Source organism: Hyphomonas sp. (assembly GCF_965284475.1).
Classification (GTDB): Bacteria; Pseudomonadota; Alphaproteobacteria; order Caulobacterales; family Hyphomonadaceae; genus Hyphomonas.
The window spans coordinates 1,334,294-1,361,288 of record NZ_OZ260087.1; the positions used below are offsets into that span (position 1 = coordinate 1,334,294).

General features: G+C 61.8%; 25 protein-coding genes. 22 read left to right on the forward strand and 3 right to left on the reverse strand.

Annotated features, from left to right (window positions below):
* Positions 1-4 precede the first annotated feature (4 nt).
* From ACQ66M_RS06270 to ACQ66M_RS06280, 3 genes are all read left to right on the forward strand, one after another.
* Complete coding sequence (locus ACQ66M_RS06270) at positions 5-826, forward strand: inositol monophosphatase family protein (RefSeq protein WP_350172789.1); 822 nt, start codon at positions 5-7, stop codon at positions 824-826.
* 68 nt (positions 827-894) lie between these two features.
* A complete protein-coding gene (locus ACQ66M_RS06275; protein WP_350172791.1) occupies positions 895-2,388 on the forward strand; it encodes a flavin-containing monooxygenase in 1,494 nt (497 codons plus the stop codon).
* A gap of 76 nt (positions 2,389-2,464) precedes the next feature.
* Entirely contained in the window at positions 2,465-2,623 is a 159-nt protein-coding gene (locus ACQ66M_RS06280; protein WP_350172793.1) for a hypothetical protein, read from the forward strand.
* Here ACQ66M_RS06280 and ACQ66M_RS06285 read toward each other — a convergent pair.
* Positions 2,620-4,458, reverse strand: coding sequence for an ABC transporter transmembrane domain-containing protein (locus ACQ66M_RS06285; RefSeq protein ID WP_350172795.1), 1,839 nt, complete (start codon positions 4,456-4,458; stop codon positions 2,620-2,622). The genes ACQ66M_RS06280 and ACQ66M_RS06285 overlap by 4 nt on opposite strands.
* 162 nt (positions 4,459-4,620) lie before the next feature.
* On the opposite strand from ACQ66M_RS06285, the gene rpmE reads away from it, so the two are divergent.
* On the forward strand, positions 4,621-4,839 hold the full coding sequence (gene rpmE / locus ACQ66M_RS06290) for a 50S ribosomal protein L31 (protein ID WP_034736379.1): 219 nt from the start codon (positions 4,621-4,623) through the stop codon (positions 4,837-4,839).
* A gap of 195 nt (positions 4,840-5,034) precedes the next feature.
* On the opposite strand, the gene ACQ66M_RS06295 is transcribed toward rpmE, so the two are convergent.
* Together ACQ66M_RS06295 and ACQ66M_RS06300 are read right to left on the reverse strand one after the other, a co-directional pair.
* Positions 5,035-6,636 carry a caspase family protein gene (locus tag ACQ66M_RS06295; protein WP_430402599.1) on the reverse strand — a complete coding sequence of 534 codons (1,602 nt, stop codon included), beginning with the start codon at positions 6,634-6,636 and terminating at the stop codon, positions 5,035-5,037.
* Between the two features lie 149 nt (positions 6,637-6,785).
* Complete coding sequence (locus ACQ66M_RS06300; RefSeq protein WP_350172799.1) at positions 6,786-8,531, reverse strand: alanine/glycine:cation symporter family protein; 1,746 nt, start codon at positions 8,529-8,531, stop codon at positions 6,786-6,788.
* 157 nt (positions 8,532-8,688) lie between these two features.
* Here ACQ66M_RS06300 and miaB point away from each other — a divergent pair, with 157 nt between their 5' ends.
* From miaB to pnp, 18 genes are all read left to right on the forward strand, one after another.
* Positions 8,689-10,065, forward strand: coding sequence for a tRNA (N6-isopentenyl adenosine(37)-C2)-methylthiotransferase MiaB (miaB, locus tag ACQ66M_RS06305; protein WP_430402601.1), 1,377 nt, complete (start codon positions 8,689-8,691; stop codon positions 10,063-10,065).
* A 14-nt stretch (positions 10,066-10,079) separates the two neighbouring features.
* On the forward strand, positions 10,080-11,045 hold the full coding sequence (locus tag ACQ66M_RS06310) for a PhoH family protein (protein ID WP_430405130.1): 966 nt from the start codon (positions 10,080-10,082) through the stop codon (positions 11,043-11,045).
* A gap of 8 nt (positions 11,046-11,053) precedes the next feature.
* Positions 11,054-11,503, forward strand: coding sequence for an rRNA maturation RNase YbeY (ybeY, locus tag ACQ66M_RS06315; protein WP_350172805.1), 450 nt, complete (start codon positions 11,054-11,056; stop codon positions 11,501-11,503).
* A 12-nt stretch (positions 11,504-11,515) separates the two neighbouring features.
* On the forward strand, positions 11,516-12,379 hold the full coding sequence (locus ACQ66M_RS06320) for a transporter associated domain-containing protein (protein WP_350172807.1): 864 nt from the start codon (positions 11,516-11,518) through the stop codon (positions 12,377-12,379).
* Positions 12,380-12,382: 3 nt separating this feature from the next.
* Complete coding sequence (gene lnt / locus ACQ66M_RS06325) at positions 12,383-14,026, forward strand: apolipoprotein N-acyltransferase (protein WP_350172809.1); 1,644 nt, start codon at positions 12,383-12,385, stop codon at positions 14,024-14,026.
* A gap of 40 nt (positions 14,027-14,066) precedes the next feature.
* Positions 14,067-14,483: a helix-turn-helix domain-containing protein gene (locus ACQ66M_RS06330; RefSeq protein WP_350172811.1), complete on the forward strand. Its 417-nt coding sequence runs from the start codon at positions 14,067-14,069 to the stop codon at positions 14,481-14,483.
* 33 nt (positions 14,484-14,516) lie between these two features.
* A complete protein-coding gene (gene trmB, locus ACQ66M_RS06335; protein ID WP_350172813.1) occupies positions 14,517-15,215 on the forward strand; it encodes a tRNA (guanosine(46)-N7)-methyltransferase TrmB in 699 nt (232 codons plus the stop codon).
* Positions 15,216-15,402: 187 nt separating this feature from the next.
* On the forward strand, positions 15,403-15,612 hold the full coding sequence (locus ACQ66M_RS06340; protein ID WP_034736399.1) for a cold-shock protein: 210 nt from the start codon (positions 15,403-15,405) through the stop codon (positions 15,610-15,612).
* A gap of 198 nt (positions 15,613-15,810) precedes the next feature.
* Positions 15,811-16,410, forward strand: coding sequence for a ribosome maturation factor RimP (gene rimP / locus ACQ66M_RS06345; RefSeq protein WP_350172815.1), 600 nt, complete (start codon positions 15,811-15,813; stop codon positions 16,408-16,410).
* On the forward strand, positions 16,407-18,170 hold the full coding sequence (gene nusA / locus ACQ66M_RS06350; protein WP_430402603.1) for a transcription termination factor NusA: 1,764 nt from the start codon (positions 16,407-16,409) through the stop codon (positions 18,168-18,170). Before rimP ends, nusA begins: the two co-directional genes overlap by 4 nt.
* The gene (locus ACQ66M_RS06355) at positions 18,145-18,822 is read left to right on the forward strand and encodes an RNA-binding protein (RefSeq protein WP_350172819.1); all 678 of its coding nucleotides are present in this window, start codon (positions 18,145-18,147) and stop codon (positions 18,820-18,822) included. Before nusA ends, ACQ66M_RS06355 begins: the two co-directional genes overlap by 26 nt.
* A 53-nt stretch (positions 18,823-18,875) precedes the next feature.
* On the forward strand, positions 18,876-21,455 hold the full coding sequence (infB, locus tag ACQ66M_RS06360) for a translation initiation factor IF-2 (RefSeq protein WP_350172821.1): 2,580 nt from the start codon (positions 18,876-18,878) through the stop codon (positions 21,453-21,455).
* Positions 21,456-21,466: 11 nt separating this feature from the next.
* The gene (locus ACQ66M_RS06365) at positions 21,467-21,994 is read left to right on the forward strand and encodes a YcxB family protein (RefSeq protein ID WP_350172823.1); all 528 of its coding nucleotides are present in this window, start codon (positions 21,467-21,469) and stop codon (positions 21,992-21,994) included.
* Positions 21,994-22,395: a 30S ribosome-binding factor RbfA gene (gene rbfA, locus ACQ66M_RS06370; RefSeq protein WP_350172825.1), complete on the forward strand. Its 402-nt coding sequence runs from the start codon at positions 21,994-21,996 to the stop codon at positions 22,393-22,395. The genes ACQ66M_RS06365 and rbfA overlap by 1 nt, the downstream gene beginning before the upstream one ends.
* Positions 22,396-22,487: 92 nt before the next feature.
* Positions 22,488-23,144 (forward strand): DUF6232 family protein, encoded by a 657-nt coding sequence (locus ACQ66M_RS06375; protein ID WP_430402605.1) that lies wholly within the window; start codon positions 22,488-22,490, stop codon positions 23,142-23,144.
* 72 nt (positions 23,145-23,216) lie between these two features.
* Entirely contained in the window at positions 23,217-24,227 is a 1,011-nt protein-coding gene (truB, locus tag ACQ66M_RS06380; protein ID WP_430402607.1) for a tRNA pseudouridine(55) synthase TruB, read from the forward strand.
* 296 nt (positions 24,228-24,523) lie between these two features.
* Entirely contained in the window at positions 24,524-24,793 is a 270-nt protein-coding gene (rpsO, locus tag ACQ66M_RS06385; RefSeq protein WP_045696572.1) for a 30S ribosomal protein S15, read from the forward strand.
* Between the two features lie 72 nt (positions 24,794-24,865).
* Positions 24,866-26,995, forward strand: coding sequence for a polyribonucleotide nucleotidyltransferase (pnp, locus tag ACQ66M_RS06390; RefSeq protein WP_350172831.1), 2,130 nt, complete (start codon positions 24,866-24,868; stop codon positions 26,993-26,995).

The window sequence follows — 26,995 nt, forward strand, 5'->3', positions numbered from 1 at the left end:
ACCCATGTCCAAGCCCTCCCCCGTCGGTTCCGTGATGATCGCCGCCGCCCGCGCCGCAGGCCGGGCGCTCGCACGCGATTTCGGGGAGGTGGAAAACCTCCAGGTCTCCAAGAAGGGCCCCGGTGATTTTGTCTCCAATGCCGACCATCGCGCTGAAGAAATCATCCATGCCCACCTGTCCAAGGCGCGACCGGGATATGGCTTCATCATGGAAGAACGCGGCATTATCGAAGGCAGTGACAAGTCCAACCGCTTCATCGTTGATCCGCTCGACGGTACGCTCAACTTCCTGCACGGCCAGCCGCACTATTGCGTTTCCATCGCGCTCGAACGCGAAGGCCAGTTGCTGACCGGTGTCGTGTTCGATGTCGCCAAGAACGAAATCTTCTGGGCCGAAACCGGCCGTGGCGCATGGCTAGAACAGCGCAAGCTGCGCGTCGCCACCCGCCGCAAACTGAACGAAGCTGTCATCGCCACGGGTACGCCCTGGGTCGGCAAGGCGGAAGCGGCGCATGTCGGATTTGCCCGCGAGATCGCGGCCATGACCCCCGTCTGCGCCGGCATCCGACGCTATGGCTCCGCTGCACTTGATCTGGCGTGGGTTGCCGCCGGACGCTTCGACGGCTTCTGGGAGCGCGACCTGAAACCTTGGGACATCGCAGCCGGAATCGTCCTCGTACGCGAAGCCGGCGGAATGGTCGAGGAAATCAATGGCGGCGATGTCCTCCGGACCGGCTCGATCATTGCCGGAAATGAAGACATCCTTCCTCTCGTCCAGAAGCAGCTCCGCCACGCGGACGCATTCGGCAAGGCAGCCTCCGTATAGGCAACAATCAATACATGACGCCCGTGTCATGTATTGTGGCATTCGCCCTGCCATTGTAACGTCCGAGCATGACCCAGACAGACACAGACGTACTCATCATCGGCGCAGGCCTTTCCGGCATCGGCGCGGCGGTTCACCTGACAAAGCGTTGCCCCGGCAAGACGTACAGGATCGTCGAACAACGCGGCGCCATTGGCGGCACGTGGGACCTCTTCCGCTATCCCGGCATCCGCTCGGACAGCGACATGCACACGCTGGGCTACAATTTCAAACCGTGGACAGAGTCCAAGGCCATCGCCGACGGTCCGTCGATTCGTAAATATGTCCGCCAGACCGCTGATGAATTCGGTATCACCGACCGGATCCAGTTCGACACCAAGGTCGTCGCAGCCGACTGGTCGGGTACCGACCAGTCGTGGCATGTCACCCTGCAAACCGCGTCAGGTGAGAGTGAGCAGATCACCTGCGGCTTTCTCTTCCTCTGCGGCGGCTATTACAATTACGACCAGGGCTACAAACCGGAATTCCCGGGCGAAGCCAGCTTCAAGGGCCAGATCGTCCATCCTCAGCACTGGCCGGAAGACCTCGACTATTCCGGCAAGAAAGTTGTCATCATCGGCTCCGGCGCTACCGCCATGACACTGGTCCCCGCGATGACCGACGCGGCCTCCCACGTCACCATGCTGCAGCGCTCGCCGACCTATGTCGTCTCCCGGCCTGCGGTCGATAAGCTGGCCAATTCCCTGCGCAAGTTCCTGCCAGCCAGCTGGGCCTATGGCCTCATCCGCTGGCGCAATGTTCTCTTCCAGCAATTCTTCTTCCGTCAGACCCGCGCCCACCCGGAAAAGGCCCGCGAGCGGCTGCTCGGCATGGTGCGCGAAGAGCTCGGCCCTGACTATGACGTCGAGAAACACTTCACACCCTCCTACAATCCGTGGGAGCAGCGCCTTTGCCTGGTGCCTGACTCCGATCTCTTCACGGCCCTGAAAGCAGGCAAGGCCAGCGTCGCCACCGACCATATCGCGCGTTTCACGGAAAACGGCATCGAACTCAAATCCGGCGAAACGCTGGAGGCCGACATCATCGTCACCGCCACGGGCCTCAACCTGCAATACATGAACGGCATTGACGTAAGCGTCGATGGCGTCAGGGCCGCACCGGGATCGCTCCTCAACTACAAGGGCGTCATGGTCTCAAACGTACCGAATCTTGCGATCACATTCGGCTATACCAATGCCTCATGGACACTGAAGGCCGACCTGACGTCGGAATATGTCTGCCGCCTGATCAATTACATGGATCGGGGCGGCTTTGCCTCGGCCATGCCAAAGCTCGACGCCTTTCCGAACGACACCGATCCGTTCGTGGATTTCTCCTCGGGCTATTTCCAGCGCGTGATGGACAAGTTCCCCCGCCAGCACAAGGAAGCCCCCTGGAAGCTCCACCAGAACTATACGGCCGACATGATGAACCTGCGCTATGGCCGCATTGATGACGGCGTGCTGACCTTCGAAAAGGAACGCCAAGAAGCAAACGCGCCAGTCCTGCAGGCGGCTGAATAAGGACGCGCCCCTGTAAATCCGCCGCATCCTCCGCTATCTCAAACCTGTGAGGTGTTTGAGTTAGCGGAGAAATATCATGTGGTTATGGCTTTTGTGGTGGTGCGTGGACGATCACCTGGCGGCAGCGCTTGAAACACCTGGCCTTGGCGAATTGCCCATCTGGGTACCCCTGATCCTGTCTCTCGCCTTTGCCTTCACGATTGACGGCAAAGTGAAGAAGATGCGCAAGGGCTAGGCCGCTTCGCTGGCAAACTGCAGTTCCGCAAGCCGCGCATAGAGGCCACCTTGCGCGACCAGCGCGTCATGCGTGCCTTCTTCCACGATCCGGCCCTGCTCCATGACGACAATCCGGTCGGCCCGCCGCACGGTCGACAGGCGGTGGGCGATCACCAGCGTCGTGCGTCCCTCGGCGGCATTCGCGATGGCGCGGCGCACAGCTGCCTCGCTCTCGGAATCGAGCGCGCTTGTCGCCTCGTCCAGCAACAGGACGGGCGCATCGCGCACAAGCGCCCGGGCAAGGGCCACCCGCTGGCGCTGGCCGCCCGAGAGGCTGCGCCCCTTCTGGCCAAGATCCGTCGCAAGGCCCTCCTTGGCGTTGAGGAACTCCATCGCTTCGGCCATGCGCGCGGCATGCTCCAGCAGGGCCTCGTCGGAATTGTCTGTGCCGAATGCGATATTCTCTGCCGCCGTCCCGGTGAACAGCGCCGATTCCTGCGGCGCATAGGCAAACTGCCGGCGCCAGTCAGACGGGGCCGCCGTTACTGAGGACACGCCGTCCAGCATCACCTTGCCCGCCTGCGGGTCGAACAGGCGCAGCGCAAGGCGGAACACGGTTGTCTTGCCTGCGCCGCTGGGCCCGACCAGCGCGACAAATTCACCAGGCTTCACGCTCAGCGAGAAATCCTCCAGGGCAGACAGCGTCTCATTGCCATAGCGGAACGTCACATGATCGAATGTCAGCGCGCCGGTCACTCTGGACGGAAGCGCCACAGGATGGTCGGGCGCATCAATCTCAATATCCGTGTTCAGCACTTCGGCGGCACGGTCAGCTGCGCCCGCAGCCCGCATCACTTCACCATAAACCTCTGCCAGCATGCCAAGGCCCGATCCCGCATAGAGCGCATACATGACCATGGCGGCGAGGTTGCCAAATGTCATCTCTCCGGTCGCCACGCCCCGCGCACCGAGCCACAGCACGCCGACAAAGCCGCCAAACAGCAGGACGGAGACCATGACGATCATCACGGCCCGCGCCCCAATGCGCTTCATGGCCGCTTCAAACGTGGCCTCGATGGCTGTCGTGAAGGAGACAAGCCGTCCTGCTTCGCGGCCATAGGCCTGCACCAGTTCGATCGCGTCCAGCGCTTCAGCCGCCTCTGCGCCGGCATCCGACAGGCGCGATTGGGCACGGTTCGACATTTTGCGTATGATCCGGCCAATGCCCATGACCGGCAGGATTGCCACCGGCAGCATGGCCAGCAGCGTCAGGCCCAGTTTCCAGTTCACCACCAGCATCATGGTCAGCGCGCCGGTTGTCGTCAGCAGGGTGCGCGCGGCCAGCGAAGCCGACGAGCCAAGAAACGTCTCAATCAGCGTGATATCCGCCGTCAGGCGCGATACCGCCTCGCCCGAACGCATCCGCGAATGATAGGCTGGCGACAGTTTCAGCAAGTGGGCATAGAGGTCCCTGCGCAGGTCGGCCGCGACCCGTTCGCCAAAGCGAGAGACAAAATAGAAGCGCACCGCGCCGAGCAGGCCGGACGCGATGGCGGCCACCATGACCCACATGAATGACTGGTTGATCAGGTTCAGCAGCAGCTCGGTATTGCCCTCTGCCGAACGCCCGGCATCAGCCGCGCGCCCCAGCAGAATCGGAATCACCAGGCTTGCCGCCGCTGCCAGCACAAGGAAAACCAGTGCGACACTCACCGTCAGCCAATGCCTGGCAACATAAGGCAGGATCAGGGTCAGCGGCTTCAGGCTGCGGCCTTTCGGGCGCGCCATGCCCTCGCCGCCCTCCGGCAGAGTCGTGCGGCGGTCCTCGACGAGGCTTGTTTCAGTGTCGGCCATGGGTCGTCTTTCCGCGCACGCGCTTCAATTCAATGCAAGCGCCCCCTTGCGGGGCTGCGCTGTTTCAGTTACACGCCGGGCTTCGAAAAATGGCTGAGACATGCCAGCGCACCTCGTGCGAATTCAACCCGTTACACCAGGCTACATAGAGAGGCCCAGGCTATGAAAAAAGAAGGGCATCCCGATTATCACTTCGTAACTGTTGTGATGACCGATGGCACCGAATACCAGACCCGCTCCACTTATGGCGCCGAAGGCGACAAACTGGTTCTGGATATTGACTCCAAGTCGCATCCGGCGTGGACTGGTGGCGACGGCAAGATGCTTGACCGCGGTGGCCGCGTGTCGCGCTTCAAGGACAAGTTCAAAGGCTTCATGTAGGACCGACGGGTCTTCCATGATGCGTAGAGTGGGAACGCCCCGGCCTTATGGTCGGGGTTTTTCTCATTCGGGACCCATGATTGACCCTTCCCGGGGCCCTGATCGCCCCGCACCGCTTAAATGGCGGAAGCGCGAACAAGGTACGCACCGTTCCATTTGGGGGCACGGCGCCGCGGATGGCCCTGATTCCGGAAATCAGTACTTCCTGACCGGCTGCTGGGAATAGTCGGGCGCTTCAAGCAGATCGCCCGTATTCGGCGCCACTTGCTGCTGCATCGGCATCTTGCTCTTCATCTGCTCCTGGACATATGGAACGACCGATTTCTGCTCGAGATAGCCGCTGACGGCGCCAAGGCGGATCTGCAACGTACCCCAGCCCTTCGCGGAACACTGGCCTGCCTTCACTGCTGCCTGAAGGACGCCGTCATTCAGGCGCTGATGCTCATGGGTGCGGCACGTCGCAGAGACATCGCTCCAGCGCCGCTCGGTGCAACGATCTGTGCGTGCATAGGCGTCAAGGCAGGTCATGGCCGACCGGAAATCATTCGGCTGGGCCGCATATTTCGCGCGGAACGCCTCTTCGTTCTGCGCTTCCCACGTATAGCGCTTCATTAGCGCCGGCCACGCTTTTGCCGTGCACATGCCGTCGCTCACCTGTGTCAGAAGACTGCCATCGTCCAGAAGCGCATGCTCATAGGTCTTGCAGTTCTCGTAGACCTGGCTCCAGTCATCCGGTTTGCACACATCCATCCTGGCATGATCGGCAATACATGAGAGCGACGCACTGATATCCGATCCGGGCGCCACCACGGTCGGCTCCCATAGCGCAAATTCAGCAAGCGTGCCGGGCGACTCATCCGAAACCGATGACACGTCCCGTCCGTCTCCACCTGCCGCGCCATTGCAGCCTTCGGCCCGTGTCCGGGCCAGTGCCGCAAGCGGGCTGCCCGGATACTGGTCCAGGAAAGCGGCATATTCACAGGGGCTTTCGGCAAGATCGAAAACCGTCTGCTCTGCGCTGGAGATTCCGCCGCCTGCCATGCAGCGGGCAAAGCAGATGTCCTCGCCCGTCAGGCCGCTATTGTAGAAAGGCGTCTGCGCGCCCCCTGTCGCCTCGCTGACGCGGTCGGCCACACGCTTGAACACCTGCTCGGCGATCAGGCCTTCCACTGGCAGCACGGCGGCAAGCGCCTCGGTAAACGGGCTATGCTCGTTCTCGCCGTCAAACGCCGTGAAACCCGGCTCCGTCGCGTAGGATATCAGCAGGCCGCGTGCGCGCCCGACCGGCGCCAGTCCCCCCGACAGGTCGCGGGTTGCGCTGGGTAGCGGATTGTTGCGGCAGGCATCAAGGATCACGAAGTTCACCGAATTGCCGGCACTGTTGATGTATTGAAGCGCATCGCCGAGCCGCGGCGCCTGTCGCCAGAGATCCTGCTCCGTGCGGGCATTTGCATCCACAGGCACGAGATAGTTCAGCCCTTCGGACTGCACGCCATGACCGGCATAATAGAAAACACCAATCGCGTCCGTGCCAGCGGCCCTGAGGCGGGCGCCATGATCCTGGAAGGCAATCTCCATCTCGCTTTCCGTGGCATTCTTAACCAGCGTGACCTCGAACCCGATGCGTTTCAACGTATCGGAGATCAGGTCGGCATCCTTGACCGGATTGGGCAGCTCCCACCCCGACTGGTTATAGTCGGAATTTCCGATCACCAGGGCAATGCGCGTCTGCGCAACCGCGGCGCTGGCCAGGCAGAAGACGCTGACGATCAGACTGAAGGCAAGTTTCAGGTACATGCTCGGTGTCCCCACACATTACCGAGGCATTAAGCCAGAAATTCGCGCCAGACGGAACCCGTCAATCGCGTTTCGCAGGAGCGCAGGCGAGAAAAAGCCCCGCCCCCGGCTTTACGGGAACGGGGCTTTCAGGTCGCACCGGTTGGCGCCTATTCGACCGGTGCGTCGTGCGGTTCCCGCGCATCCGACACCGGATGCGCCTCATCCGGATCGCCATTGCGCTTGTGCATCGCATAAACCACCCCCGACAGCGCCAGAAGCGCAATCAGGTTCGGGAATGCCATGGAGGCATTGGCGATATCGCCCAGCAGCCACAGCGCGTCCGTATTGGTGACCAGCGTGCCGCAGAAGACGACAATCACCCACAAATACCGGAATGGATGGGTCGCCCATTCCCCCAGCAGATAGGTCACCGCCTGCTCGCCATAATAGGTCCAGCCAATGATCGTGGTGAACGCAAAGAAGAATAGCGCAATGGTCACCACCCATTCGCCATAGGGCAGCGCCGCGCCATAGGCCCGGGCCGTGATACCCGACGATTCCGCGTCCGTCTCATACACATAGCGAACGTCATTCAGCACGCTTGGATCCGATGCCGACGACAGGGCCTTGGCAAAATAGGCTGCCTCATCAGCTTCGGTTGCCGAACGCGGCAGGTCGATCGCAAGGCTCAGTCCGCCCTCACGGCAAGCCTGGAGGAACCCGGCCGCCTCGACGCCGCGAGCCGTAACGATCGCATCCCGGCCATCCTGGTAGGCAGACGGGAACAGGTCTTCAACCGATGTGCCTTCCGGCAGGGTCGCCGCGTTGGACGCAACACATTGCTGCGCAGCGATCAGCGCAGGACTGCGCTTGAAGTCGCCCGAGACCGTCAGGATGACGAGCGCGGTCATGGTGCAGATCACGATCGTGTCGATGAACACGCCGATCATCGCGATTTCGCCCTGCTGGGTCGGGTTCTTGGTCTGTGCAGCTGCGTGGGCAATCGGCGCAGAGCCCTGGCCGGCCTCGTTCGAGAACAGGCCACGTGCAACACCTGCACGGACAGCAGCGGCCATTGTGTAACCCGCCGCGCCGCCAACCGCTTCCTGCAGACCGAAGGCCGAAGCGAAGATCGTACCGAAAGCATGCGGAATCTCAGACGCGTTCATGATCAGCACGACCAGCGCGGCAACCACATAGGCCGCCGCCATAAGGGGAACGATCTTGCCGGCAACCGATCCGATTGACTTGATGCCGCCGATAATCACCGCAAATACGAGGCCCGACAGCACCAGGCCAATGGACCAGGGCGGAAGCGAGATGCCAAAGTTCGAGCGGGCCGTTTCAACGGCGGTCTGGGCAATCGAGTTTGCCTGGATCATCGAGCCGGTCGCCATGGCCGAAAACAGCGTGCCGATACAGAAGATGATGGCCAGCCAGCCCCAGTTCTTTCCAAGGCCGTTCTTGATGTAATACATCGGGCCGCCATTGATGCGGCCATACTCGTCGGTCTCTCGGTACTTCACCGCCAGTGAGCTTTCCGAGAATGCCAGCGCCATGCCGAAAATGGCCGTCACCCACATCCAGAAGATCGCGCCCGCGCCGCCCAGCGTGATGGCGGTTGCGACGCCTGCAAGGTTACCGGTACCAACCTGGCCGGACAGGGCGGTCGACAGCGCCTGCCAGGGCGTGATCGCGCCGTCTTCGCCTTGTGACTTGCGGCCATCCCAGACTTCCTTCAGCGCCGGAAAGAAGCGCCGCAGAGGACGACCACCGAGGCGGAACATGAAAAACAGGCCGGTTCCGAGCAATACGAATGCCAGTGGCCCCATCGGAAGGATGGCCGTGCCGTTCCAGGCCCCGCCCCAGATGAATCCGCTGACATTCTGAATAAGGTTTACGAAAGTTTCCATGGGCCTCCCCGGCTCCTTTAATTGGCTTGCGGGCACACTAGCCCGGTTTGACCTCATGTGAAGTGCTTGTCACAGACTGCGTCCGGCCCGCTCTGCATTCACCGGGCACCGCACAAGGTTCTGGCAGGACGGTCGGTTTTCAGGCATAAGCCCGCGGATGAATTCTACCGACACCGCCAAGACGCCCAAAGGCCTGTTCATCAGGACCTATGGCTGCCAGATGAACGTCTATGACTCCGAACGCATGCGCGACGTGCTGCGCCCCCTAGGCTATGCGCCGGTGGACGGCCCCGAGCACGCAGATCTCGTTGTCGTCAACACCTGCCACATCCGCGAGAAGGCGACCGAGAAGGTCTATTCGGAGCTTGGACAGCTGAAGAAATTGAAGGAAGCGTCCGGCGGGAGGATGACAATTGCTGTCGCAGGCTGCGTTGCCCAGGCTGAAGGCGAGGAACTGATCCGCCGCCAGCCAGCCGTTGATCTGGTCCTCGGCCCCCAAGCCTATCACAAGCTGCCGGAAATGATCGCCCGCGCCAGCCGTGCTGTCGGCGACCGGCTGGAGACCGAATTCGACACGCTGGAGAAATTCGACGCCCTGCCGAAGGCCCGAAATGCAGATGGGCCAGCCGCTTTCCTTTCGGTCCAGGAAGGTTGCGACAAGTTCTGTACCTTCTGCGTCGTGCCATACACGCGGGGGGCCGAACTCTCCCGCAGTGTCGATGACATCACTGTCGAGGCGCGCAGCCTGGCCGCACAGGGCGTGCGCGAAATCTCGCTGCTTGGCCAGAACGTGAACGCGTTCCACGGCGCTGCGCCAGCCATCGAGGGCGGCCCGGACTGGACCCTTGGCCAGCTTTGCCGCCATATTGCAAAAATCGGAGGCATCGACCGTATTCGCTACACGACCAGCCATCCGCGCGACATGGATGATGACCTTATCGCCGCCCATGGCGACACGCCCGCAATGATGCCGTTCCTGCACCTGCCGGTCCAGTCAGGCTCAGACCGTATTCTCAAGGCCATGAACCGCGGACATACTGCAGGTGAATTCCACGAGATCGTCGCCAAGGTACGCGACGCCCGGCCGGGCATCGCACTCGCGTCCGATTTCATTGTGGGCTTCCCGGGCGAAACGGATCTGGACTTCGAGGCGACGATGGAACTTGTACGCAGGACCGGGTTCGCCATCGCATATTCCTTCAAGTATTCCCAGCGTCCCGGCACGCCCGCGGCCGAGATGTTCGGCCAGGTTCCCGAAGACGTGAAGGACGCGCGCCTGCAGGCGCTTCAGGCGCTCCTGCGCGACCAGCAAACCGCCTTCAACGCCGACCAGATCGGCCAGACGCTCGATATTCTGGTCACCGGGAAGGGCCGTATGGCAGGACAGGTTCACGGCCGCTCGCCATACATGCAGGCCGTGCATTTCGACGGCCCTCCTGATCTGATCGGCCAGATCGCTTCTGTCCGCATTATCGGCTCCAGCCTAAACTCCCTGACCGGTGAGTTCATCACTGCCCGAGAGGCCGCTGCGTGACCGTCAAACGCCGTATGCCCGCCTCGCCCGCCGCACCAATCAGCCGCATCTACGAAGTCCGCAATGCCGAGCGACTGCAGGACCTGTGCGGCCCGCATCATCGTCACCTGCAATTGCTCGAAACCAGGCTCGCCGCGTTCGGCCTGAAAGCCGAAAGCCAGGGCGGCGGCATCCTCCTGGTCGGAACAGCCGAAGGCGTCTCGATTGCCGAGGCCGCCCTTGCTGAACTGGAGCGCCGCATCCGAAGCGGCACGCAGGCCAATGAGATGGAGCTGGAAGGCGCGCTGGAAGCGGCGCAGACGCCGGCCCAGACTTTCGGGGGCCTGGCGGGCCTCAAGAAGCCGATCAAGCCGCAAACGCGCGGACAGTCAAAATACCTCGACCTCCTCGCCAATACCGACAATGCGCTTGTCTTTGGCGTCGGACCGGCCGGCACCGGCAAGACATTCCTCGCCGTCGCCGCCGGTGTTGCCGAGTTGACGTCCGGCCTGCGCCAGCGCCTCATCGTGACGCGTCCTGCCGTGGAAGCGGGCGAAAAACTGGGCTTCCTGCCCGGCACACTGGAGGAAAAGGTCGATCCCTACATGCTGCCGATCTGGGATTCCCTGCGCGAGCTGATGGGGCAGGAACAGATGGAACGGCGCATGGCACGCGGCGAAATCGAAGTTGCGCCCCTTGCCTTCATGCGGGGCCGCACCCTCAAGAATGCATTCGTCATCGTTGACGAAGCGCAGAACACCACGATCGCCCAGATGAAGATGGTCCTGACGCGTCTTGGCCGGGACAGCCGCATGGTGGTCACCGGCGACCCGGGCCAGGTCGACCTGCCCGGCAGTCAGCCATCCGGAATGAAACATGCCCTCAGGATACTTGACGGGGTCGATGGCGTTCAGGCGCACTATCTGACCGCCGCTGATGTCGTCCGTCACGGCCTGGTCAGCCGCATCATCGACGCCTATGCCGCTGCCGGAGAGGGCTGAGCCCGATCATGATCGACGTCGACCTGATTGTGGAAGAGGACAGCTGGGAAGCCCTCGGAGATCTTGAAGCCCTCAGCCGCCGCGCCTTTGCGGCAGCGCGCAGTGTGGCGCGCGATGACGGCACCGTGTCGCTCCTGTTAACCGACGACACTGTTCTTCGCCAGCTCAACAAGGATTTTCGCGGTATCGACAAGGCAACCGATGTCCTGTCCTTTCCGGCGCTCGGAATGGACAGGCCGCTACTCGGAGATATTGCGGTCGGTTACGGTGTCTGCAAACGCGACGCTGCCGCTCAGGGCAAGACTCTGCCCGACCACCTGACACACCTTCTCGTGCACGGATATCTCCACCTGCTCGGCCATGACCATATGCAGCCAGACCAGGCCGAAGAGATGGAAGGGCTGGAAATCGCCGCGCTCGCCTCACTTGGCATAGCCAATCCCTATGATTCAGATTAAAGCACCAGACCGATGAGCGACCCTGACCCTTCTGAACCGGCCTCTAGCGGGCGATTACGCAGGATGTTCGGCTTTGGCCGCAAGGAGCCTGACACAGACCTCACCGTTGATCCGGCCGAGGGTGAGCCTGTGGTCAGCCCCCACGAAATGCGCCTGCGCATTGAGGAATTCGAGCAATTGCGCGTCGAAGACGTGATGGTGGCCCGGGCCGAAGTCAAAGCCGTCGAAGTCGGCACCGAATTCCCGGACCTGCTGAAATATTTTGCCGAAGTTACGCACTCGCGCCTGCCGGTATTTCGCGAATCCCTCGATGATCCGATCGGCTTTGTCCACATCAAGGACGTCGTCAAGGAACTCGCTACCGGCGGTGAAGTGACCAAACGGCCGCTGGAACGCTTGCACCGCGAGGTGCTCTATGTCCCCCCCTCGATGAAGCTGACAGATCTGCTTGTGAAGATGCAGTCAACACGCATACACCTTGCACTCGTGGTCGATGAATATGGCGGCACTGACGGCCTTGTGTCCCTCGAAGACCTGGTCGAAGAAATCGTCGGTGACATCGAAGACGAACACGACGATGAGGAGCCCATGTTCGTGCGGCGCAGCCAGCGTGTCTGGGAAGCGGATGCCCGCACCGAAATCGACGATTTCGCAGAGGAAACCGGAATTGATCTTGAGCTCGCCGAAATGGAGACCGACATCGACACGCTTGGCGGGGTCGTATTCGCACTGGCAGGCAAAGTGCCCGTGCGCGGCGAAGTCCTGCGTCATCCATCCGGCGTCGAGATCGAGGTCATGGACGCTGATGCCCGCCGCATTCGCCGCCTGCGCCTGCGCACACCGGAGGTCGGCCCCGCGCCGCAACCCCAGGAGTAAGCCATGACAGACGGAGTGCGCAGCCACGGGTTTACCGCCCTTGGCCCCCTGCACGAGGCGTTTGCGCGCCTGACTGGCTGGACCGCAGCCGGCACGGCCTTCCTGCTCGGCGCGTTTTCGGCGGTGGCGTTCGCCCCTTTCCACTTCAGCGCGGTGCTCGTGATCTCGTTTACTGGGCTTGTCTGGATGCTGGACGGTGCGCGTGGCCACCGCCGGTGGGGCAAGGCAATATTCATGCGCACCTGGGCCTTCGGTGTGGGCTTTTTCCTCATCAGCATGCACTGGACGGCCTCGCCTTTCCTCGTCGAGCCGGAAAAATACGCGATCTTCCTGTGGATGCCGCTCATCCTGCTGCCAGCCGGCATGGCTCTTATCTGGGGCGCGGCGGGTGCCATGGCCGGGGCCTTCTGGTCGGCCTCGCCTTCGCGCGTATTCGTATTCGCGCTCTTCTTTGCCCTGGCAGAATATACGCGCGGCCATCTGTTCGGCGGCTTCCCATGGAACCTGCCCGGAACCACCTGGATACCCGGCGGCGCCCTGTCCCAGACAGCTTCCATTGGCGGCGTCTACTGGCTGACGCTGCTCACCGTGTTCGTCATGTCCTCACCCGCGGCGCTCGTCGACACGCGCGACATGCGCGGCCTCGCTGTCCGGATGATCCCCATTTTTGCCTCCGGCATCCTGGTGGCCCTTGGCTGGGCCTGGGGGGCGCAGCGTATCGCCGAGCCCTCTCCGCTGTCAGATACAGTCATTGTGCTCATGGATTCCGGCGTCCCACAGGACGAGAAATGGCAAGTCGGGCCCGACGCAGTCCTGAATGAATACACACGCATGATGTCCACCGAGGAAGGCGCGCCCGGCGACATTATCCTCTGGCCGGAAGGCGCCGTGCCGGTGAATCTGCTGCAGGATCCGAACGCCATCGACATTATAGACGCCTATCTCGGCCCCCGCGTGCTGATTGCCGGTACCACGCGCTACGAGATTACCGGCGACGATGCGCGTGACTATTTCAACAGCCTCACCGTAATCGACCAGAGCGCCGCCAGGTCTGGCCCGATGGCGCTGTATGACAAGCATCGCCTCGTCCCCTTCGGCGAGCTACCGGCGGCCGAGGTCATTCCGTTCGGCCGGTCCATTTCGGGCATTCTGCCCGGCGCGATGCAGCAGATGGCGACTGACGGCTTCAGGCCCGGCCCGGGACCCGCTGTCATCTACGCGGATAATGTCCCGCCTTTTGTGGCGATGATCTGCTATGAAGGCCTCTATTCGTCGATCCCGCGCGATGCAAACCTCAACGGGCGCGCCGACTGGCTTGCGGTCATTTCCAACGATGCCTGGTTCGGCGGTGGCATGGGACCAGCGCAGCACTATGCCCAGAACCGCTATCGTTCCATCGAAACCGGCCTGCCCATGGCGCGCGCTGCCAGCCGGGGTGCCTCTGCGATTGTTGACGGATTTGGTCGCGAAGTTCTGCGCGCTGCGCCTGTTGCAGACAGCCCGGATGGATGGAACGCAGCCTATGCACGTGGCCGCCTTCCGGCCCCTGCAGAGGTCACCATTTACCAGCACCGTATCGGCATCGTTTTGTTCTGGCTCACCCTGTGCGTGTTCGCCGGCCTAGCTTTCGCAAGCTGGCGGCGCTAATATACCCGAAAATACAAGCATAACGTGCACCGGGTGGGAAATGTCAGAGAACAAGCTGCCGAGTGGGATAGACCGCGTTGTCGGACAACGTGTGCGATGGCGTCGGCGTGAACTCAAGCTCACGCAGGAGCGGCTTGGCGAACTTCTGAACCTCACGTTCCAGCAGGTGCAGAAATACGAGAAGGGCGTGAACCGCGTGTCGGCCGGACGCCTGTTCGAAATCGCCTCCGTTCTCGGCGTTCCGATCACGTATTTCTACGAGGGCGCAGCTGACTTTGTCGACCATGAGAATGCCCAGCTCGCCGAAGATGATGACGCCCACGCGCCCGTCATGAATTCGGAAACCCTCGAACTGATCGCCGCCTTCCAGAAGATCGAGGACATCTCTCTGCGCAAGTCGCTGCTCAACACAGTCCGGGCGGCGGCCTCAGCCTTTGATCCGAAACAACACGATTGATTACCGGCGCCGGCTGGGGCAAGACGCGGCCCCATGACCTGCCGCCCCCCAGACACACCCCTTCGCCCCATACGCACATTCGGGCGCACGGGCGGGCGCGCGCTTTCGGCGCGCCAGCAGGCACTGGTGGACCATGCGCTGCCCGGTCTGACCGTGCCCGTGGGCGAGGACGGCGCACTTGACCCGCACACCCTGTTTGACCGGACGGGGCCGGTTTGCCTCGAAATCGGGTTCGGTGGCGGCGAGCACTTGATCGAACAGGCGCGCCGGGCGCCTGATACTGGCTTCATCGGCTGCGAGCCCTTCATCGAAGGCATGGCCAAGGCCCTTACCGGTGTTGAGGAAAACGGCCTCGCTAACGTCCGGCTGTGGATGGACGATGCGCGCCTGCTGATGGCCGCACTGGCAGACAGGTCTGTCGATCAGGCCTATATCCTGTTTCCTGACCCGTGGCCCAAGAAAAAACAACAAAAGCGCCGCCTGATACAGCCTGATTTCCTGGACGCGCTTCACCGCATCCTGTCGGTCGGTGCCCGGGTTCGCTTTGCCACCGATGTCGCCAGCTATGCCGATGAAGCGCTTGCGCGTTTCGCCAAACATGGCGGTTTTGACTGGCAAGCCGAGCGCGCGGAAGACTGGCGTGTCCGCCCGGCTGACCATGTCCCGACACGCTATGAAGCCAAGCGGCTGGGCGATTGCGAACCCGTCTGGTTCGACTTCCGCGTGCAATAGCATCCGGTCCGAATACTTGACGAAATGTCGCACTTGTGCGTCTAATATCGCCATCGAATTCGGTCGGTCTGAATATCAAGACCCCGTCAGACCGACGGCCATGACTTTCTTCCTACCCGTTTCGATAGGCGGATCAGACCCATCTCCGGGCCTGGACGTTTTAGCTAAACGCGAAGGAATATACGTAATGGCAACTGGCAAAGTGAAATGGTTCAACGACCAGAAGGGCTTCGGCTTCATCAAACCTGATGATGGCGGAACCGACGTGTTCGTGCACATTTCCGCCGTTGAGCGCTCCGGCCTGCGAACGCTGGCCGAAGACCAGGCTATCTCCTACGAGCTCTACAAGGACGAACGCCGTGGCAAGACGTCGGCCGTGGACCTCAAGATTCTCTAAATCCGCCATTGCCTGACCGGGCAGGGCGAACGGCGGCTCCCGCAACGGGGCCGCCGTTTTCATTTGGCTGGTCGCGACTGGTCTAGGCACTCGACATCGCGGCCTTGCGGGACTATATAGCGTCCAAGTCGAAAAATATCGGCGGCGGTTCCGGCAACGGGGCCGCCGTTTTTCTTTGCCCGGATTTGCCCGAAAATCATGATTGCCCTGACTGAACAGGAACGCCGTATTCTCGAACTCGCCGCCCCAGTGGCGACGGGTCTCGGGCTTGAAATCGTGCGCCTGCGGGTCATGGGCGGACGACGCCCGGGCCTGCAGATCATGACCGAACGGGCTGGTGGCGCGCCGACAAGCGTCGAGGATTGCGCCCGGCTTTCAAGGGCGCTCAGCCCGGTTTTCGAAGAGTCCGACCCGATCAAGGAAGCCTATACGCTTGAAGTGTCCACGCCGGGTATCGACCGGCCGCTGACCCGACCGGGCGATTTCGGGCGCTGGGTTGGGCATGACGTCAGGATTGAACTGATCCGTCCGCTCGATGGCCGCCGCCGGTTCACCGGCACGATTACCGGCGAAGACGATGCCGGAGCGCACATCGAACTTGATGACGACACCGAGCTGGTGGCCCATGTCAACGAGATGAGCCGCGCGACACTCGTCCTGACAGACGCCCTGATCGATGCAGCGCGCGCCGATGGCAGCCTGCCGCCGCAAATGGACGAAGATGGTCTTGAAGACTTCGAGATCGATGAAACCGACGACGAAACAGACATGAACGAGAAGACGGGAGACGTCACATGAACACAATCGGCGTTTCAGCCAACAGGCTGGAAATTCTTCAGATCGCCAAGGCGGTCGCAGAAGAAAAATCGATCGACCAGCGCATCGTTGTGGAAGCGATGCAGGAAGCCATCGAAAAGGCGGCGAAGGCCAAGTATGGCCAGGAGCACGACATCCGCGCGAAGATCGACCCTGCGACCGGCGAGCAGACGCTGTGGCGCATCCAGACTGTTGTCGCTGACGCAGACCTGGAAGACGATTCCAAGGAACTGCGCCTGTCGGAAGCCAAGCGAATTGACCCCGAGCTTGAGATCGGCAGCGAACTGAAGGAAGAACTCCCGCCCTTCGACTTCGGCCGTGTCGCCGCCCAGACCGCGAAACAGGTTATCATGCAGAAAGTGCGTGATGCCGAGCGCGAGCGTCAGTACGAGGAATACAAGGATCGGGTCGGCGAGATCATCAACGGCATCGTCAAGCGCGTCGAATACGGCCACGTCATCGTCGACCTCGGCCGTGCCGAAGGCATCATTCGCCGCAATGACGGTATCCCGCGCGAGAACTTCCAGCCGAACGACCGCGTCCGCGCCTATCTCTACAAGGTCAGCCGCGAAGTGAAGGGCCCGCAAATCTTCCTGTCACGCGCAGCCCCTGACTTCATGGTCAAGCTGTTCGCCCAGGAGGTGCCGGAAGTGTATGACGGTGTCATCAACATCCGCGCCTGTGCCCGCGACCCGGGCAGCCGCGCGAAGATTGGCGTGATCTCGAATGACAGCTCGATCGATCCGGTCGGCGCCTGTGTCGGCATGCGCGGTGCCCGCGTTCAGGCCGTGGTTGGCGAACTCTCGGGAGAGAAGATCGACATCATTCCATGGAACTATGATGACGCGACCTTCATCGTTAATGCGCTGCAGCCGGCCGAAGTGTCGAAAGTGGTGCTTGATGAAGAAGAGCGCCGCGTGGAAGTTGTCGTTGCAGACGACCAGTTCCCACTCGCCATTGGCCGCCGCGGCCAGAACGTGCGTCTCGCCTCCCAGCTGACCGGCTGGCAGATCGACCTCGTCACGGAATCGGCAGACTCCGAGCGTTACCAGCGTGAATTCCAGGAGCGCACCGACCTCTTTGTCGAAGCACTCGACGCTGACGAAACGCTGGCCCAGCTGCTGGCATCGGAAGGCTTCGAGACCGTCGAGGAAATCGCTTTTGTTGCGCCGGAGGACTTCATCCAGATCGAAGGCTTTGATGCAGAAGTTGCCGCTGAGCTGCAGGAACGCGCGCGCGAATTCCTCGACCGTGTCGCCGCCGAAAACGATGCCAAGCGCAAGGAACTCGGTGTCGAAGACGAAGTCATGGAACTTGATGGCATGACCCCCTCCTTTGCCGTGAAACTTGGCCTTGAGGGCGTGAAGACTGTCGAAGACGTTGCCGGGCTCGTTCCCGATGACATCACCGGCAACCGCGAACCGGGCCCTGACGGCAAGCCTGTCTGGGTGGAGGGCATCCTGAAGAAGGGCGAAATGCGCAAGGATGACGCGCAGATGTTCATCATGAAGGCCCGCGTCCTGGCCGGCTGGATCGAGGCTGACGCCCTGGAGCAGTTGCAGGCCGCCCAGAAGCCGGCCGAAACTGACACGGCAGACCTGACAGAAGAAGAACGCGCCCTGCTCGCCCTTGGCGACCTTGGCGGTGCAGACGCTGCAGACGCAGCCCTTGAAGAGCTCGAGTTTGACCTTGATGCCCTGGCAGCGGAGGGCGGCGATGACGAAGCCGCACCGAAAGAGTGATCCGCGCGTAACCGGCACGGCAGGTGACACGACGGATGGGGAGGGCCCCGTCCGTCAGTGCGCCGTGACGCGAGAGCGTCTGGCGCAGACGGAGATGGTACGCTTCGTGCTCTCTCCCGACATGGTCGTGACGCCGGATATCAATTCAAAGCTTCCGGGCCGCGGTGTCTGGGTGAAGGCGGATCGTGACAGCATCACGCTGGCCGCCTCCAAGGGAGCGTTTGCGCGCGGTTTCAAGGCCCAGGTCAAGGTGCCCGAAGGCCTTGCCGACCAGGTCGAGGCCCTGCTGCTCCAGCGCTGTCTCAGCGTGCTCGGCATGGCCAAGAAGGCGGGCGGCGTGATTCTCGGCTATGATCAGGTCAAGGACGCACTGCGCAAGAAGACGCATGGAATACTGCTCGAAGCATCCGATGGTGCAGAAGATGGGCGTAACAAGGTGTATTTTCTCGCCAAAGCGCTATATAGCAGCGTGAACGTCGCAGGGGCCCTCACCTCTGCGGAATTGGGCATGGCTTTTGGTCGCGACCGTGTGATACACGGTCTCGTCCGCAAGGGAGCCATTGCGAAGACGTGGACTCTGGCCTATCGCCGGCTGACCGGGTTTCGCGAAGCCCCCGAATTGAACTGGTTCAAGGATCAGGATCGGTCTTGAAAACTTGCCGGGACGCATGGGCGTTTCGGCTGAAACTGTGATATGTAGGACGTATGAGCGAAACGAACGATACAGGTAATAATTCGGGTGGCCGCAAGCCGCTCACCGTGGCCCGCAAATCAGCTGGCACGGTGAAGCAGAGCTTTAGCCATGGCCGCTCGAAACAGGTTGTGGTGGAAACCAAGAAGCGCCGGGCGGTTGGCCCTGGCGGCGCAGGCCCCGCAGCCGGACAGACAAGCGAAGCCCCCGCCCGGCAGCAGTCAGACACGCTCGAAGCGCGCCTGATCGCTACCGCGCGCAAGCTTGGCATCACGGTCGACGAGCTCAAGGCCCGCCAGAAGGTGTTGCTCGAGCGCAAGGCCGAAGAGGCCAACCGCGCCATCGGTAACAAGGAAGTCGCTGCTGCGCAGGATCGCCTCCGGTCCGAACAGGAGCGCAAGGCACAGGAAGCCCGCGAGCGCGACGAAGCCGAAGCGCGCCGCCGTGCCGAGGAAGAAGCCGCCCGCAAGGCCGACGCTGACGCTTCAGCCGCTGCTGCCGCGCCAGCCGAAGCTGACCGTGGCTCACGCAGCCGCACCACAAAGCCCGACGTCAATGCGGCCCCGGCCCAGCCTGATCCGGCCGCAGAAGAAGCAACCAGCCGCAGCAAGCGTGGCAAGACGGGCAAGGATGACCGCGAGCGTTCACGCGAAGCTGTCGCCCGCACAACCCGTGACAGCGGCGAACGTCGCCGCGGCAAGCTGACCATCTCGTCCGCTCTTGGCGACGATGCGGACCGCCAGCGCTCGCTCGCATCCGTGCGCCGCGCCCGCGAGCGTGAACGCGAACGCCGTTTCGGCGGCGGGGAACAGCGCGAGAAGGTTTCGATCGAGGTCACGCTGCCTGAAACCATCACCCTGCAGGATCTTGCAGGCCGGATGAATGAACGCGTCGCTGATGTCGTGAAATTCATGATCAATCAGGGCGAAATGCTGCGCGGCAATGATATTGTTGACGCCGATACGGCCGAATTGATCGCCGAGGAATTCGGTCACACCGTACGGCGCGTGGCAGAATCCGACGTTGAAATCGGCCTTGAAGGCGAAGCCGACGATCCGGCGTCCATGCAGTCCCGCCCGCCAATCGTCACGATCATGGGCCATGTCGACCACGGCAAGACATCACTGCTCGACGCCCTGCGCTCAACCGATGTCGTGTCCGGCGAAGCCGGCGGCATCACGCAGCATATCGGCGCATATCAGGTCCAGCTGAAATCCGGCCAGAAGATCACCTTCCTCGATACGCCAGGTCACGCCGCATTCACCGCCATGCGTGCGCGCGGCGCGAACGCCACGGACATTGCGATTCTCGTGGTTGCCGCTGACGATTCCGTCATGCCGCAGACGATCGAATCCATCAATCACGCCAAGGCGGCCGGCGTCCCGATCATTGTGGCGGTCAACAAGATTGACCTTCATGACGCCGAACCGGACAAGGTTCTGACAGACCTGCTCCAGCACGACCTGCAGGTCGAAAGCATGGGCGGCGAAACCCAGGCCGTGAAAGTTTCCGCTAAGTCCCGCATCGGCCTTGACGAACTCACTGATGCAATCTCGCTTCAGGCCGAGATCCTCGAGCTGAAAGCCAACCCCGACCGCGTCGCCGATGGCGTGGTCATCGAAAGCCAGCTCGACAAGGGCCGCGGCCCCGTCGCCACCGTGCTCGTCAAGCGCGGCACGCTCAAGCGCGGCGACATCGTCGTTGCCGGCGCCCAGTGGGGCAAGGTCCGCGCGATCACTGACGAACGTGGCCAGCAGCTTCAGGACGCGGGCCCGTCCCTTCCGGTCGAACTGCTCGGTCTCGATGGCGCGCCTGATCCCGGCGAAGCCTTCGTGGTCGTCGAAACGGAAGCCCGTGCCCGCGAGATTACCGACTATCGCCTGCGCACAAAGCGTCAGGTCTCCGGCAAGGCGGGTGCTGCAGCGCGTGCCTCGCTCGACCAGCTGCTCAGCCGCCTGAAAGATGGCACGGTCGAAACGTCCGAGCTCCCGGTTGTTGTCAAAGGCGACGTGCAGGGCTCGGTCGAGGCGATCTCCATGTCGCTCGACAAGATCTCGACTGAAGAAGTCCGTGCCCGCGTCATCCATGGCGCTGTCGGCGGTATTTCCGAAAGCGATGTCCTGCTCGCCCGCTCGTCGAATGCGCCAATCTTTGCGTTCAACGTCCGCGCCAACAAGCAGGCCCGCGACCTTGCCGAAAAGGAAGGCGTCGAGATCCGCTACTATTCGGTGATTTACGACCTGATTGACGATGTGAAATCGACCCTTTCGGGCATGCTCGCACCAGAGAAGCGCGAAACCTTCCTCGGTTACGCCGACATTCTCGAAGTGTTCAACATCACCAAGGTCGGCAAGGTTGCTGGTTGCCGTGTGTCCGAAGGCAAGGTGCTTCGCGGTTGCGGCGTCCGCCTCCTGCGCGACGATGTCGTGATCCACGAAGGCAAGCTGAAAACGCTGAAGCGCTTCAAGGACGAGGTCAACGAAGTCTCCGGCGGCATGGAATGCGGCATGGCGTTCGAACGCTATGAAGACATCCGCGTCGGCGACAAGATCGAGTGCTTCCAGGTTGAGGAAATCGCAAGGACCCTCGCCTAGGGGCAGGCACAATGAGCCAGACGCTGAACATCTCGGGTCTCCTGCGGGAGAAGGATGTGAAGCGTTTGACCCGCCTCACGCGTGGCGGGTCCGTGGGCCCGACTGCCGTCTATTATGCCGGTGTGACGGCGCCGATCATTTCTGCCAGCATGGCCGTCATGGTACGCGAGGCCATGCGTCTCGTCGGCCTGTCGCCCTATTGGCAATGGTTCATCTCGGCCTTCATTGCCGCCTTTGCCGGCATCGCCTGGTACCTGATCTTCATTCGCTGGTCATACCGGCACAAGCACGGACGCGGCACGGAAATGACCCTCTCGACAGACATTACCCTCGGTGATGACCAGATCATCGTCCGGCGGGGCGGAATCGAGACACGCATCGACTGGTCGTGCATTTCATCTGTAAAAGCCGAGCGGCGGCATGTCGCTGTTCTCGTCAACGGCGCCGATTCACTGATCATCCCCGATGCCTGGTTCGGCAAGGACAAGTCCGCACGCGCCGCATTCATTTCACGCCTACAGGAAAAGGTTCCTCACTGATGGCCCGAAAACCTGCCGCTGCCGGCATGCCCTCCCAGCGCCAGTTGCGCGCCGGGGAAATCATCCGCCACGCACTTGCCGACATTCTCGCCCGCGAGGATTTGCGCGATCCCGATCTTGCATCCGTCATCATCACGGTCGGTGAAGTGCGCTGCTCGCCCGATCTGCGTCATGCCAACGTCTTCGTCACGCCGCTGGGCGACGATACGCAGGAAGGCCGCGACAAGCTGGCCGAAGCCCTGACGCGTGCATCACCCTTTCTGCGCGGGAAACTTGGCCGCGAGATTGACATGAAGTTTACGCCGCAACTGCACTTCATTGCCGACAAGTCCTATGATGAGGCGACGCATATTGACCGCCTTCTGGCCGATCCACGCGTGAAGCGCGACCTGCAGGAATAGGATTCCCGCGTGCGGTGCCCTATCCGCTTTGTCATTTGACTTGGCGGCGATGTGCTGAGACCGTTCGGGTTCGCGATAAGGGGACGGGCCGCATGGACCGCCAGACACTCGACATGGAAGGCGCCCGGCAGGGAGAAATCTCGGCCGCATCGCTCCAGATGGGCGACGATACGATCGCCATCCGCCGCATCGCCACAATGTCCATTGAATCCATCGAATTTGCGCCGTGGGACATGCCCCGCAACCGCAAGTCCCAGAGACTGCACGCGACCCTGTGTGTCGCCAACCTGTTCTTCGGCCTCGTCAGCCTGGCCTGGTGGTTCCTCGTGCCTGGCCGCCAGTCCGGCCTCGTGGCCCTCTTTATGGGTGGTGCTCTCATATTGCTTGGCGTGTTCCTCGGCATCCGTGCCGCAATGATCGCCATGAAAATCAGGAAGCGCGAGCCCTATTACCGCCTGACCATCGGCACATCGGATGGTCGGCAGATCCCGGTGGTCGACAATAATCGGGATGTCCTGGTGAAAATCCGCGATGTCGTTCGCCACAAGATGGATACCGGCGACACCGAAACCATCGGCGAGTTCGATCTCAATCTCGATATTGTTGACCTGAAACTGCCAAAGTCCGCCCGCCCGGCCTCCCCTGCCCCACCGCGCGAAGACATGTCGCCGCCTCAGCATGAACCGGAACTCCTGTTTGATGCCGATGAGGAAGAGGCGGCAGCCGAGCGGCTCAAGTCCGCGTCCTGACCGGCCTGGCAGTTGACGCGGGGCCGCAGCAAGCCTAAGGCCGCGCCTTGCTTTTACCATGCCAGCACGAAGATGGCCCGCCGGCGTTCGAACCGCCCCCGGCCTGCAGGAGACAATGATTTGGCCCGCCAGAGAAAACGCAAGGGTGATCCGGTCAGCGGATGGCTGAACCTGTTCAAGCCGGTCGAGATGACCTCCACTCAGGCCGTCGCCATCCTGAAGCGGCTCTACAATGCCGACAAGGTTGGCCATGGTGGCACGCTCGATCCGCTGGCCGACGGCATCCTGCCCATCGCGTTCGGCGAAGCAACCAAGACGGTGCAATGGGCAATGGATTCGGAAAAAGAATACGTTTTCACGATCCAATGGGGCGTCTCCACGGCCAGCCAGGATGCCGAAGGCGAGGTCACGTCCACATCCGATACCCGCCCGACGCGCGAAGCGGTCGAAGCCGTGCTTGCAAACTATCTCGGCCAGATCGAGCAGGTCCCGCCCAAGTTTTCCGCCATCAAGGTCGACGGCCAGCGCGCTTATGACCTCGCCCGCGAAGGCGAGGATTTCGAATTGAAATCGCGTGAAGTCATGGTGCATGCTGCCAGCGTCATCGGCATGCCTGACGCTGACCATACGGTCATTCACGTCACCTCCGGCAAGGGCTTTTATGTCCGCGCCATGGCCAGGGACGTCGCCTTCGATCTCGGTTGTGACGGCCATATCAGCCAGCTGCGCCGCACCCGCGTCGGCACCTTTGGCGCCGCCGATGCCATCGCCATCTCGGCCTTGCAGGACATGACCGACAAGGCAGACCTGCTAGCGGTCCTGAAACCCGTCCAGTCAGTTCTCGCGGGTATTCCGGACCTTGCCGTCAGCCCGTCCGACGCCGGCGACCTGCGCCAGGGCCGCACCATCATGTTGCTGCCGCATGTGGTCGAAGCCTGGCGCGGCGCCCGCAATCCCGATGACGAAGACGACCGCCTCGCCCTCGCGACCTGTAACGGCATCGCCATCGCCCTGGGCGACGTGCGCGCCGGGCATTTCGAGCCGGTTCGCGTGTTCAATGTGCGCGAGGGGCGGAGCGCCTAGGTTCTGCCCCGCCAATCCCCCTCTTTCCACCCTTCAGCCACCCCTCCAACCCACCGGCGGGCACCCCGCGCCCCACAACGGACCCTCCCGCCGCCCATATCACCCCACCCCCTTCCCAAACGGGCCTAAATCCGCCATAAGCCGCCCCTTGAGGCGAAGGTCGCCCTGAATCCCCTGCTGGACGACATCCCGGCACCGGACACCAGGGTCCAGATCCCGCCCCAACCCCCGCAGCCATGAGGCCGCAAGACTTTGAAACCCTTCGCCTTTTTGGCGATATTCATGAAAGAGACCCGATGTCGATTACGGCTGAAAAGAAACAGGAACTGATCCAGAAGTTTGCCATCAAGGCAGGCGACACCGGTTCCCCCGAAGTGCAGGTTGCGATCCTCACAGAGCGCATCAACAACCTGACCGACCACTTCAAGACCAACAAGAAAGACAACCACTCGCGCCGCGGCTTGCTGACCATGGTCGCCACGCGCCGGAAGCTACTTGACTATGTCAAAGGCAAAGATGAAGCGCGTTACCAGACGCTCATCACGGAACTCGGCATCCGCCGCTAGGTCCGCAAAAACAAGCCCGCCGGGCAATAGGGCCATGGCGGGCTTTTCGTATGTGAAAAGAAAGAAATCGAAATGTTCAACAAACAATCCGTGTCGCTGGAATGGGCGGGACGCACGCTGACAATTGAGACGGGCCAGGTGGCTCGCCAGGCAGACGGTGCCGTCATGGTGACCTATGGGGACACCAAGGTCCTCGCGACTGCATGCTTTGCAAAGTCGGCCAAGCCGGGTCAGGACTTCTTCCCCCTGACCGTCAACTATATGGAAAAATATTACGCATCGGGCCGCATCCCGGGTGGCTTCTTCAAGCGTGAAGGCCGTCCGACCGAGAAAGAGACGCTGACCTCGCGCCTCATCGACCGCCCGATCCGCCCGCTTTTCGTCAAGGGCTTCAAGAACGAAGTCCAGGTCGTCCTGACCTGCATGTCCTATGACCTTGAGAACGATGCTGACGTCCTTGGCATGATCGGCGCCTCCGCTGCGCTCGTCCTGTCCGGCGCACCGTTCATGGGCCCGATTGGCGCGGCACGTGTGGGTTACAAGGATGGTGAGTACATCATCAACCCGACCATCGCCGAACTGGAAGAGTCCGAACTCGACCTCGTCATGGCCGGCACCGCCGACGCCGTGATGATGGTCGAATCGGAAGCCTACGAGCTCTCCGAAGACGTGATGCTTGGCGCTGTCATGGCTGGCCATGACGCTATCCAGCCCATTATCGACGCGATTATTGACCTCGCCGAGAAAGCCGCGAAGGAGCCGTTCGAGTTCGAAGCGGAAGACAATTCCGATGCGCTCGCTGCGATCCAGAAGCTGGTTGGCAAAGACCTGTCGTCTGCCTACTCCATGACGGAAAAGCTCGAGCGTCAGTCTGCCGTGGGCGCCGCCCGCGACAAGGCAAAGGAAGCACTCGTCGGCACCGAAGACGCGCCCGGCCAGATGACCGGCGAAGCCTTCAAGACCGCGTTCAAGGAAGCCGAAGCCGCCGTGGTTCGTGGCGACATCCTGAAAACCGGCAAGCGCATTGACGGCCGCTCGCTCGATCAGGTTCGCCCCATCGAAGCCATTGCCGGCTTCCTGCCGCGTACGCATGGATCGTCACTGTTCACGCGAGGTGAAACCCAGGCGATCTGCGTGACAACACTCGGCACCAGCGATGATGAGCAGTTCATCGACGGTCTCGACGGCACGACCAAGTCCAAATTCATGCTGCATTACAACTTCCCGCCCTATTCGGTCGGTGAGACTGGCCGTATGGGCGGCACGAACCGGCGTGAAACGGGGCACGGCAAGCTCGCCTGGCGCGCGCTCCAGGCTGTCCTGCCTGAACATGCAGACTTCCCTTACACGATCCGCCTTGTCTCCGAAATCACCGAGTCCAATGGCTCGTCCTCAATGGCGACCGTTTGTGGCTGCTCGCTCGCGATGATGGATGCGGGTGTGCCGATCACGCGACCTGTGTCGGGTATTGCGATGGGCCTGATCAAGGAAGCAGACGGCGTGGCCGTCCTTTCGGACATCCTCGGCGATGAAGACCATCTCGGCGACATGGACTTCAAGGTCGCAGGCACTGAAAAGGGCCTGACCTCGCTGCAGATGGACATCAAGATCGCAGGCATCACCAAGGACATCATGAAAACGGCGCTCGAGCAGGCAAAGGGTGGGCGCATGCACATCCTCGCCGAAATGGCGAAAGCCCTCGATACGTCACGCGATGCCCTGTCGGAAAATGCACCCCAGATGGAAATCATGAAGGTGCCGACCGACAAGATCCGCGATGTTATCGGGTCCGGCGGCAAGGTCATCCGCGGCATTGTCGAAGAATCCGGCGCCAAGGTGAATATCGACGACGATGGCACGGTACAGATTTCTGCGCTCGACCGCCCCGCTATCGAGAAAGCCATGAAGATGATCCGCGAGATCACAGCAGAAGCCGAGATCGGCGAAATCTACGAAGGCACAGTCGTGGGCCTGAAGGATTTCGGCATCTTCGTGAACTTCTTCGGCCCGAAGGACGGCCTGGTGCACGTGTCGCAAATGGCGAACGAGCGCATTGGCCACCCGAAGGAACTGGTCAAGGAAGGCGACAAGGTCTGGGTCAAGCTCATGGGCTTCGATGACCGCGGCAAGGTCCGCCTGTCGATGAAGGTTGTCGACCAGACAACCGGCAAGGAAATCGAAGGCGCTGACGCAGGCGAATAG

Coding starts and splice junctions, on each gene's coding strand:
- ACQ66M_RS06270 (WP_350172789.1), top strand. CDS start 5: ATGTCCAAGCCCTCCCCCGTCGGTTCCGTGATGATCGCCGCCGCCCGC.
- ACQ66M_RS06275 (WP_350172791.1), top strand. CDS start 895: ATGACCCAGACAGACACAGACGTACTCATCATCGGCGCAGGCCTTTCC.
- ACQ66M_RS06280 (WP_350172793.1), top strand. CDS start 2,465: ATGTGGTTATGGCTTTTGTGGTGGTGCGTGGACGATCACCTGGCGGCA.
- ACQ66M_RS06285 (WP_350172795.1), bottom strand. CDS start 4,458: ATGGCCGACACTGAAACAAGCCTCGTCGAGGACCGCCGCACGACTCTG.
- rpmE (WP_034736379.1), top strand. CDS start 4,621: ATGAAAAAAGAAGGGCATCCCGATTATCACTTCGTAACTGTTGTGATG.
- ACQ66M_RS06295 (WP_430402599.1), bottom strand. CDS start 6,636: ATGTACCTGAAACTTGCCTTCAGTCTGATCGTCAGCGTCTTCTGCCTG.
- ACQ66M_RS06300 (WP_350172799.1), bottom strand. CDS start 8,531: ATGGAAACTTTCGTAAACCTTATTCAGAATGTCAGCGGATTCATCTGG.
- miaB (WP_430402601.1), top strand. CDS start 8,689: ATGAATTCTACCGACACCGCCAAGACGCCCAAAGGCCTGTTCATCAGG.
- ACQ66M_RS06310 (WP_430405130.1), top strand. CDS start 10,080: ATGCCCGCCTCGCCCGCCGCACCAATCAGCCGCATCTACGAAGTCCGC.
- ybeY (WP_350172805.1), top strand. CDS start 11,054: ATGATCGACGTCGACCTGATTGTGGAAGAGGACAGCTGGGAAGCCCTC.
- ACQ66M_RS06320 (WP_350172807.1), top strand. CDS start 11,516: ATGAGCGACCCTGACCCTTCTGAACCGGCCTCTAGCGGGCGATTACGC.
- lnt (WP_350172809.1), top strand. CDS start 12,383: ATGACAGACGGAGTGCGCAGCCACGGGTTTACCGCCCTTGGCCCCCTG.
- ACQ66M_RS06330 (WP_350172811.1), top strand. CDS start 14,067: ATGTCAGAGAACAAGCTGCCGAGTGGGATAGACCGCGTTGTCGGACAA.
- trmB (WP_350172813.1), top strand. CDS start 14,517: ATGACCTGCCGCCCCCCAGACACACCCCTTCGCCCCATACGCACATTC.
- ACQ66M_RS06340 (WP_034736399.1), top strand. CDS start 15,403: ATGGCAACTGGCAAAGTGAAATGGTTCAACGACCAGAAGGGCTTCGGC.
- rimP (WP_350172815.1), top strand. CDS start 15,811: ATGATTGCCCTGACTGAACAGGAACGCCGTATTCTCGAACTCGCCGCC.
- nusA (WP_430402603.1), top strand. CDS start 16,407: ATGAACACAATCGGCGTTTCAGCCAACAGGCTGGAAATTCTTCAGATC.
- ACQ66M_RS06355 (WP_350172819.1), top strand. CDS start 18,145: ATGACGAAGCCGCACCGAAAGAGTGATCCGCGCGTAACCGGCACGGCA.
- infB (WP_350172821.1), top strand. CDS start 18,876: ATGAGCGAAACGAACGATACAGGTAATAATTCGGGTGGCCGCAAGCCG.
- ACQ66M_RS06365 (WP_350172823.1), top strand. CDS start 21,467: ATGAGCCAGACGCTGAACATCTCGGGTCTCCTGCGGGAGAAGGATGTG.
- rbfA (WP_350172825.1), top strand. CDS start 21,994: ATGGCCCGAAAACCTGCCGCTGCCGGCATGCCCTCCCAGCGCCAGTTG.
- ACQ66M_RS06375 (WP_430402605.1), top strand. CDS start 22,488: ATGGACCGCCAGACACTCGACATGGAAGGCGCCCGGCAGGGAGAAATC.
- truB (WP_430402607.1), top strand. CDS start 23,217: ATGGCCCGCCGGCGTTCGAACCGCCCCCGGCCTGCAGGAGACAATGAT.
- rpsO (WP_045696572.1), top strand. CDS start 24,524: ATGTCGATTACGGCTGAAAAGAAACAGGAACTGATCCAGAAGTTTGCC.
- pnp (WP_350172831.1), top strand. CDS start 24,866: ATGTTCAACAAACAATCCGTGTCGCTGGAATGGGCGGGACGCACGCTG.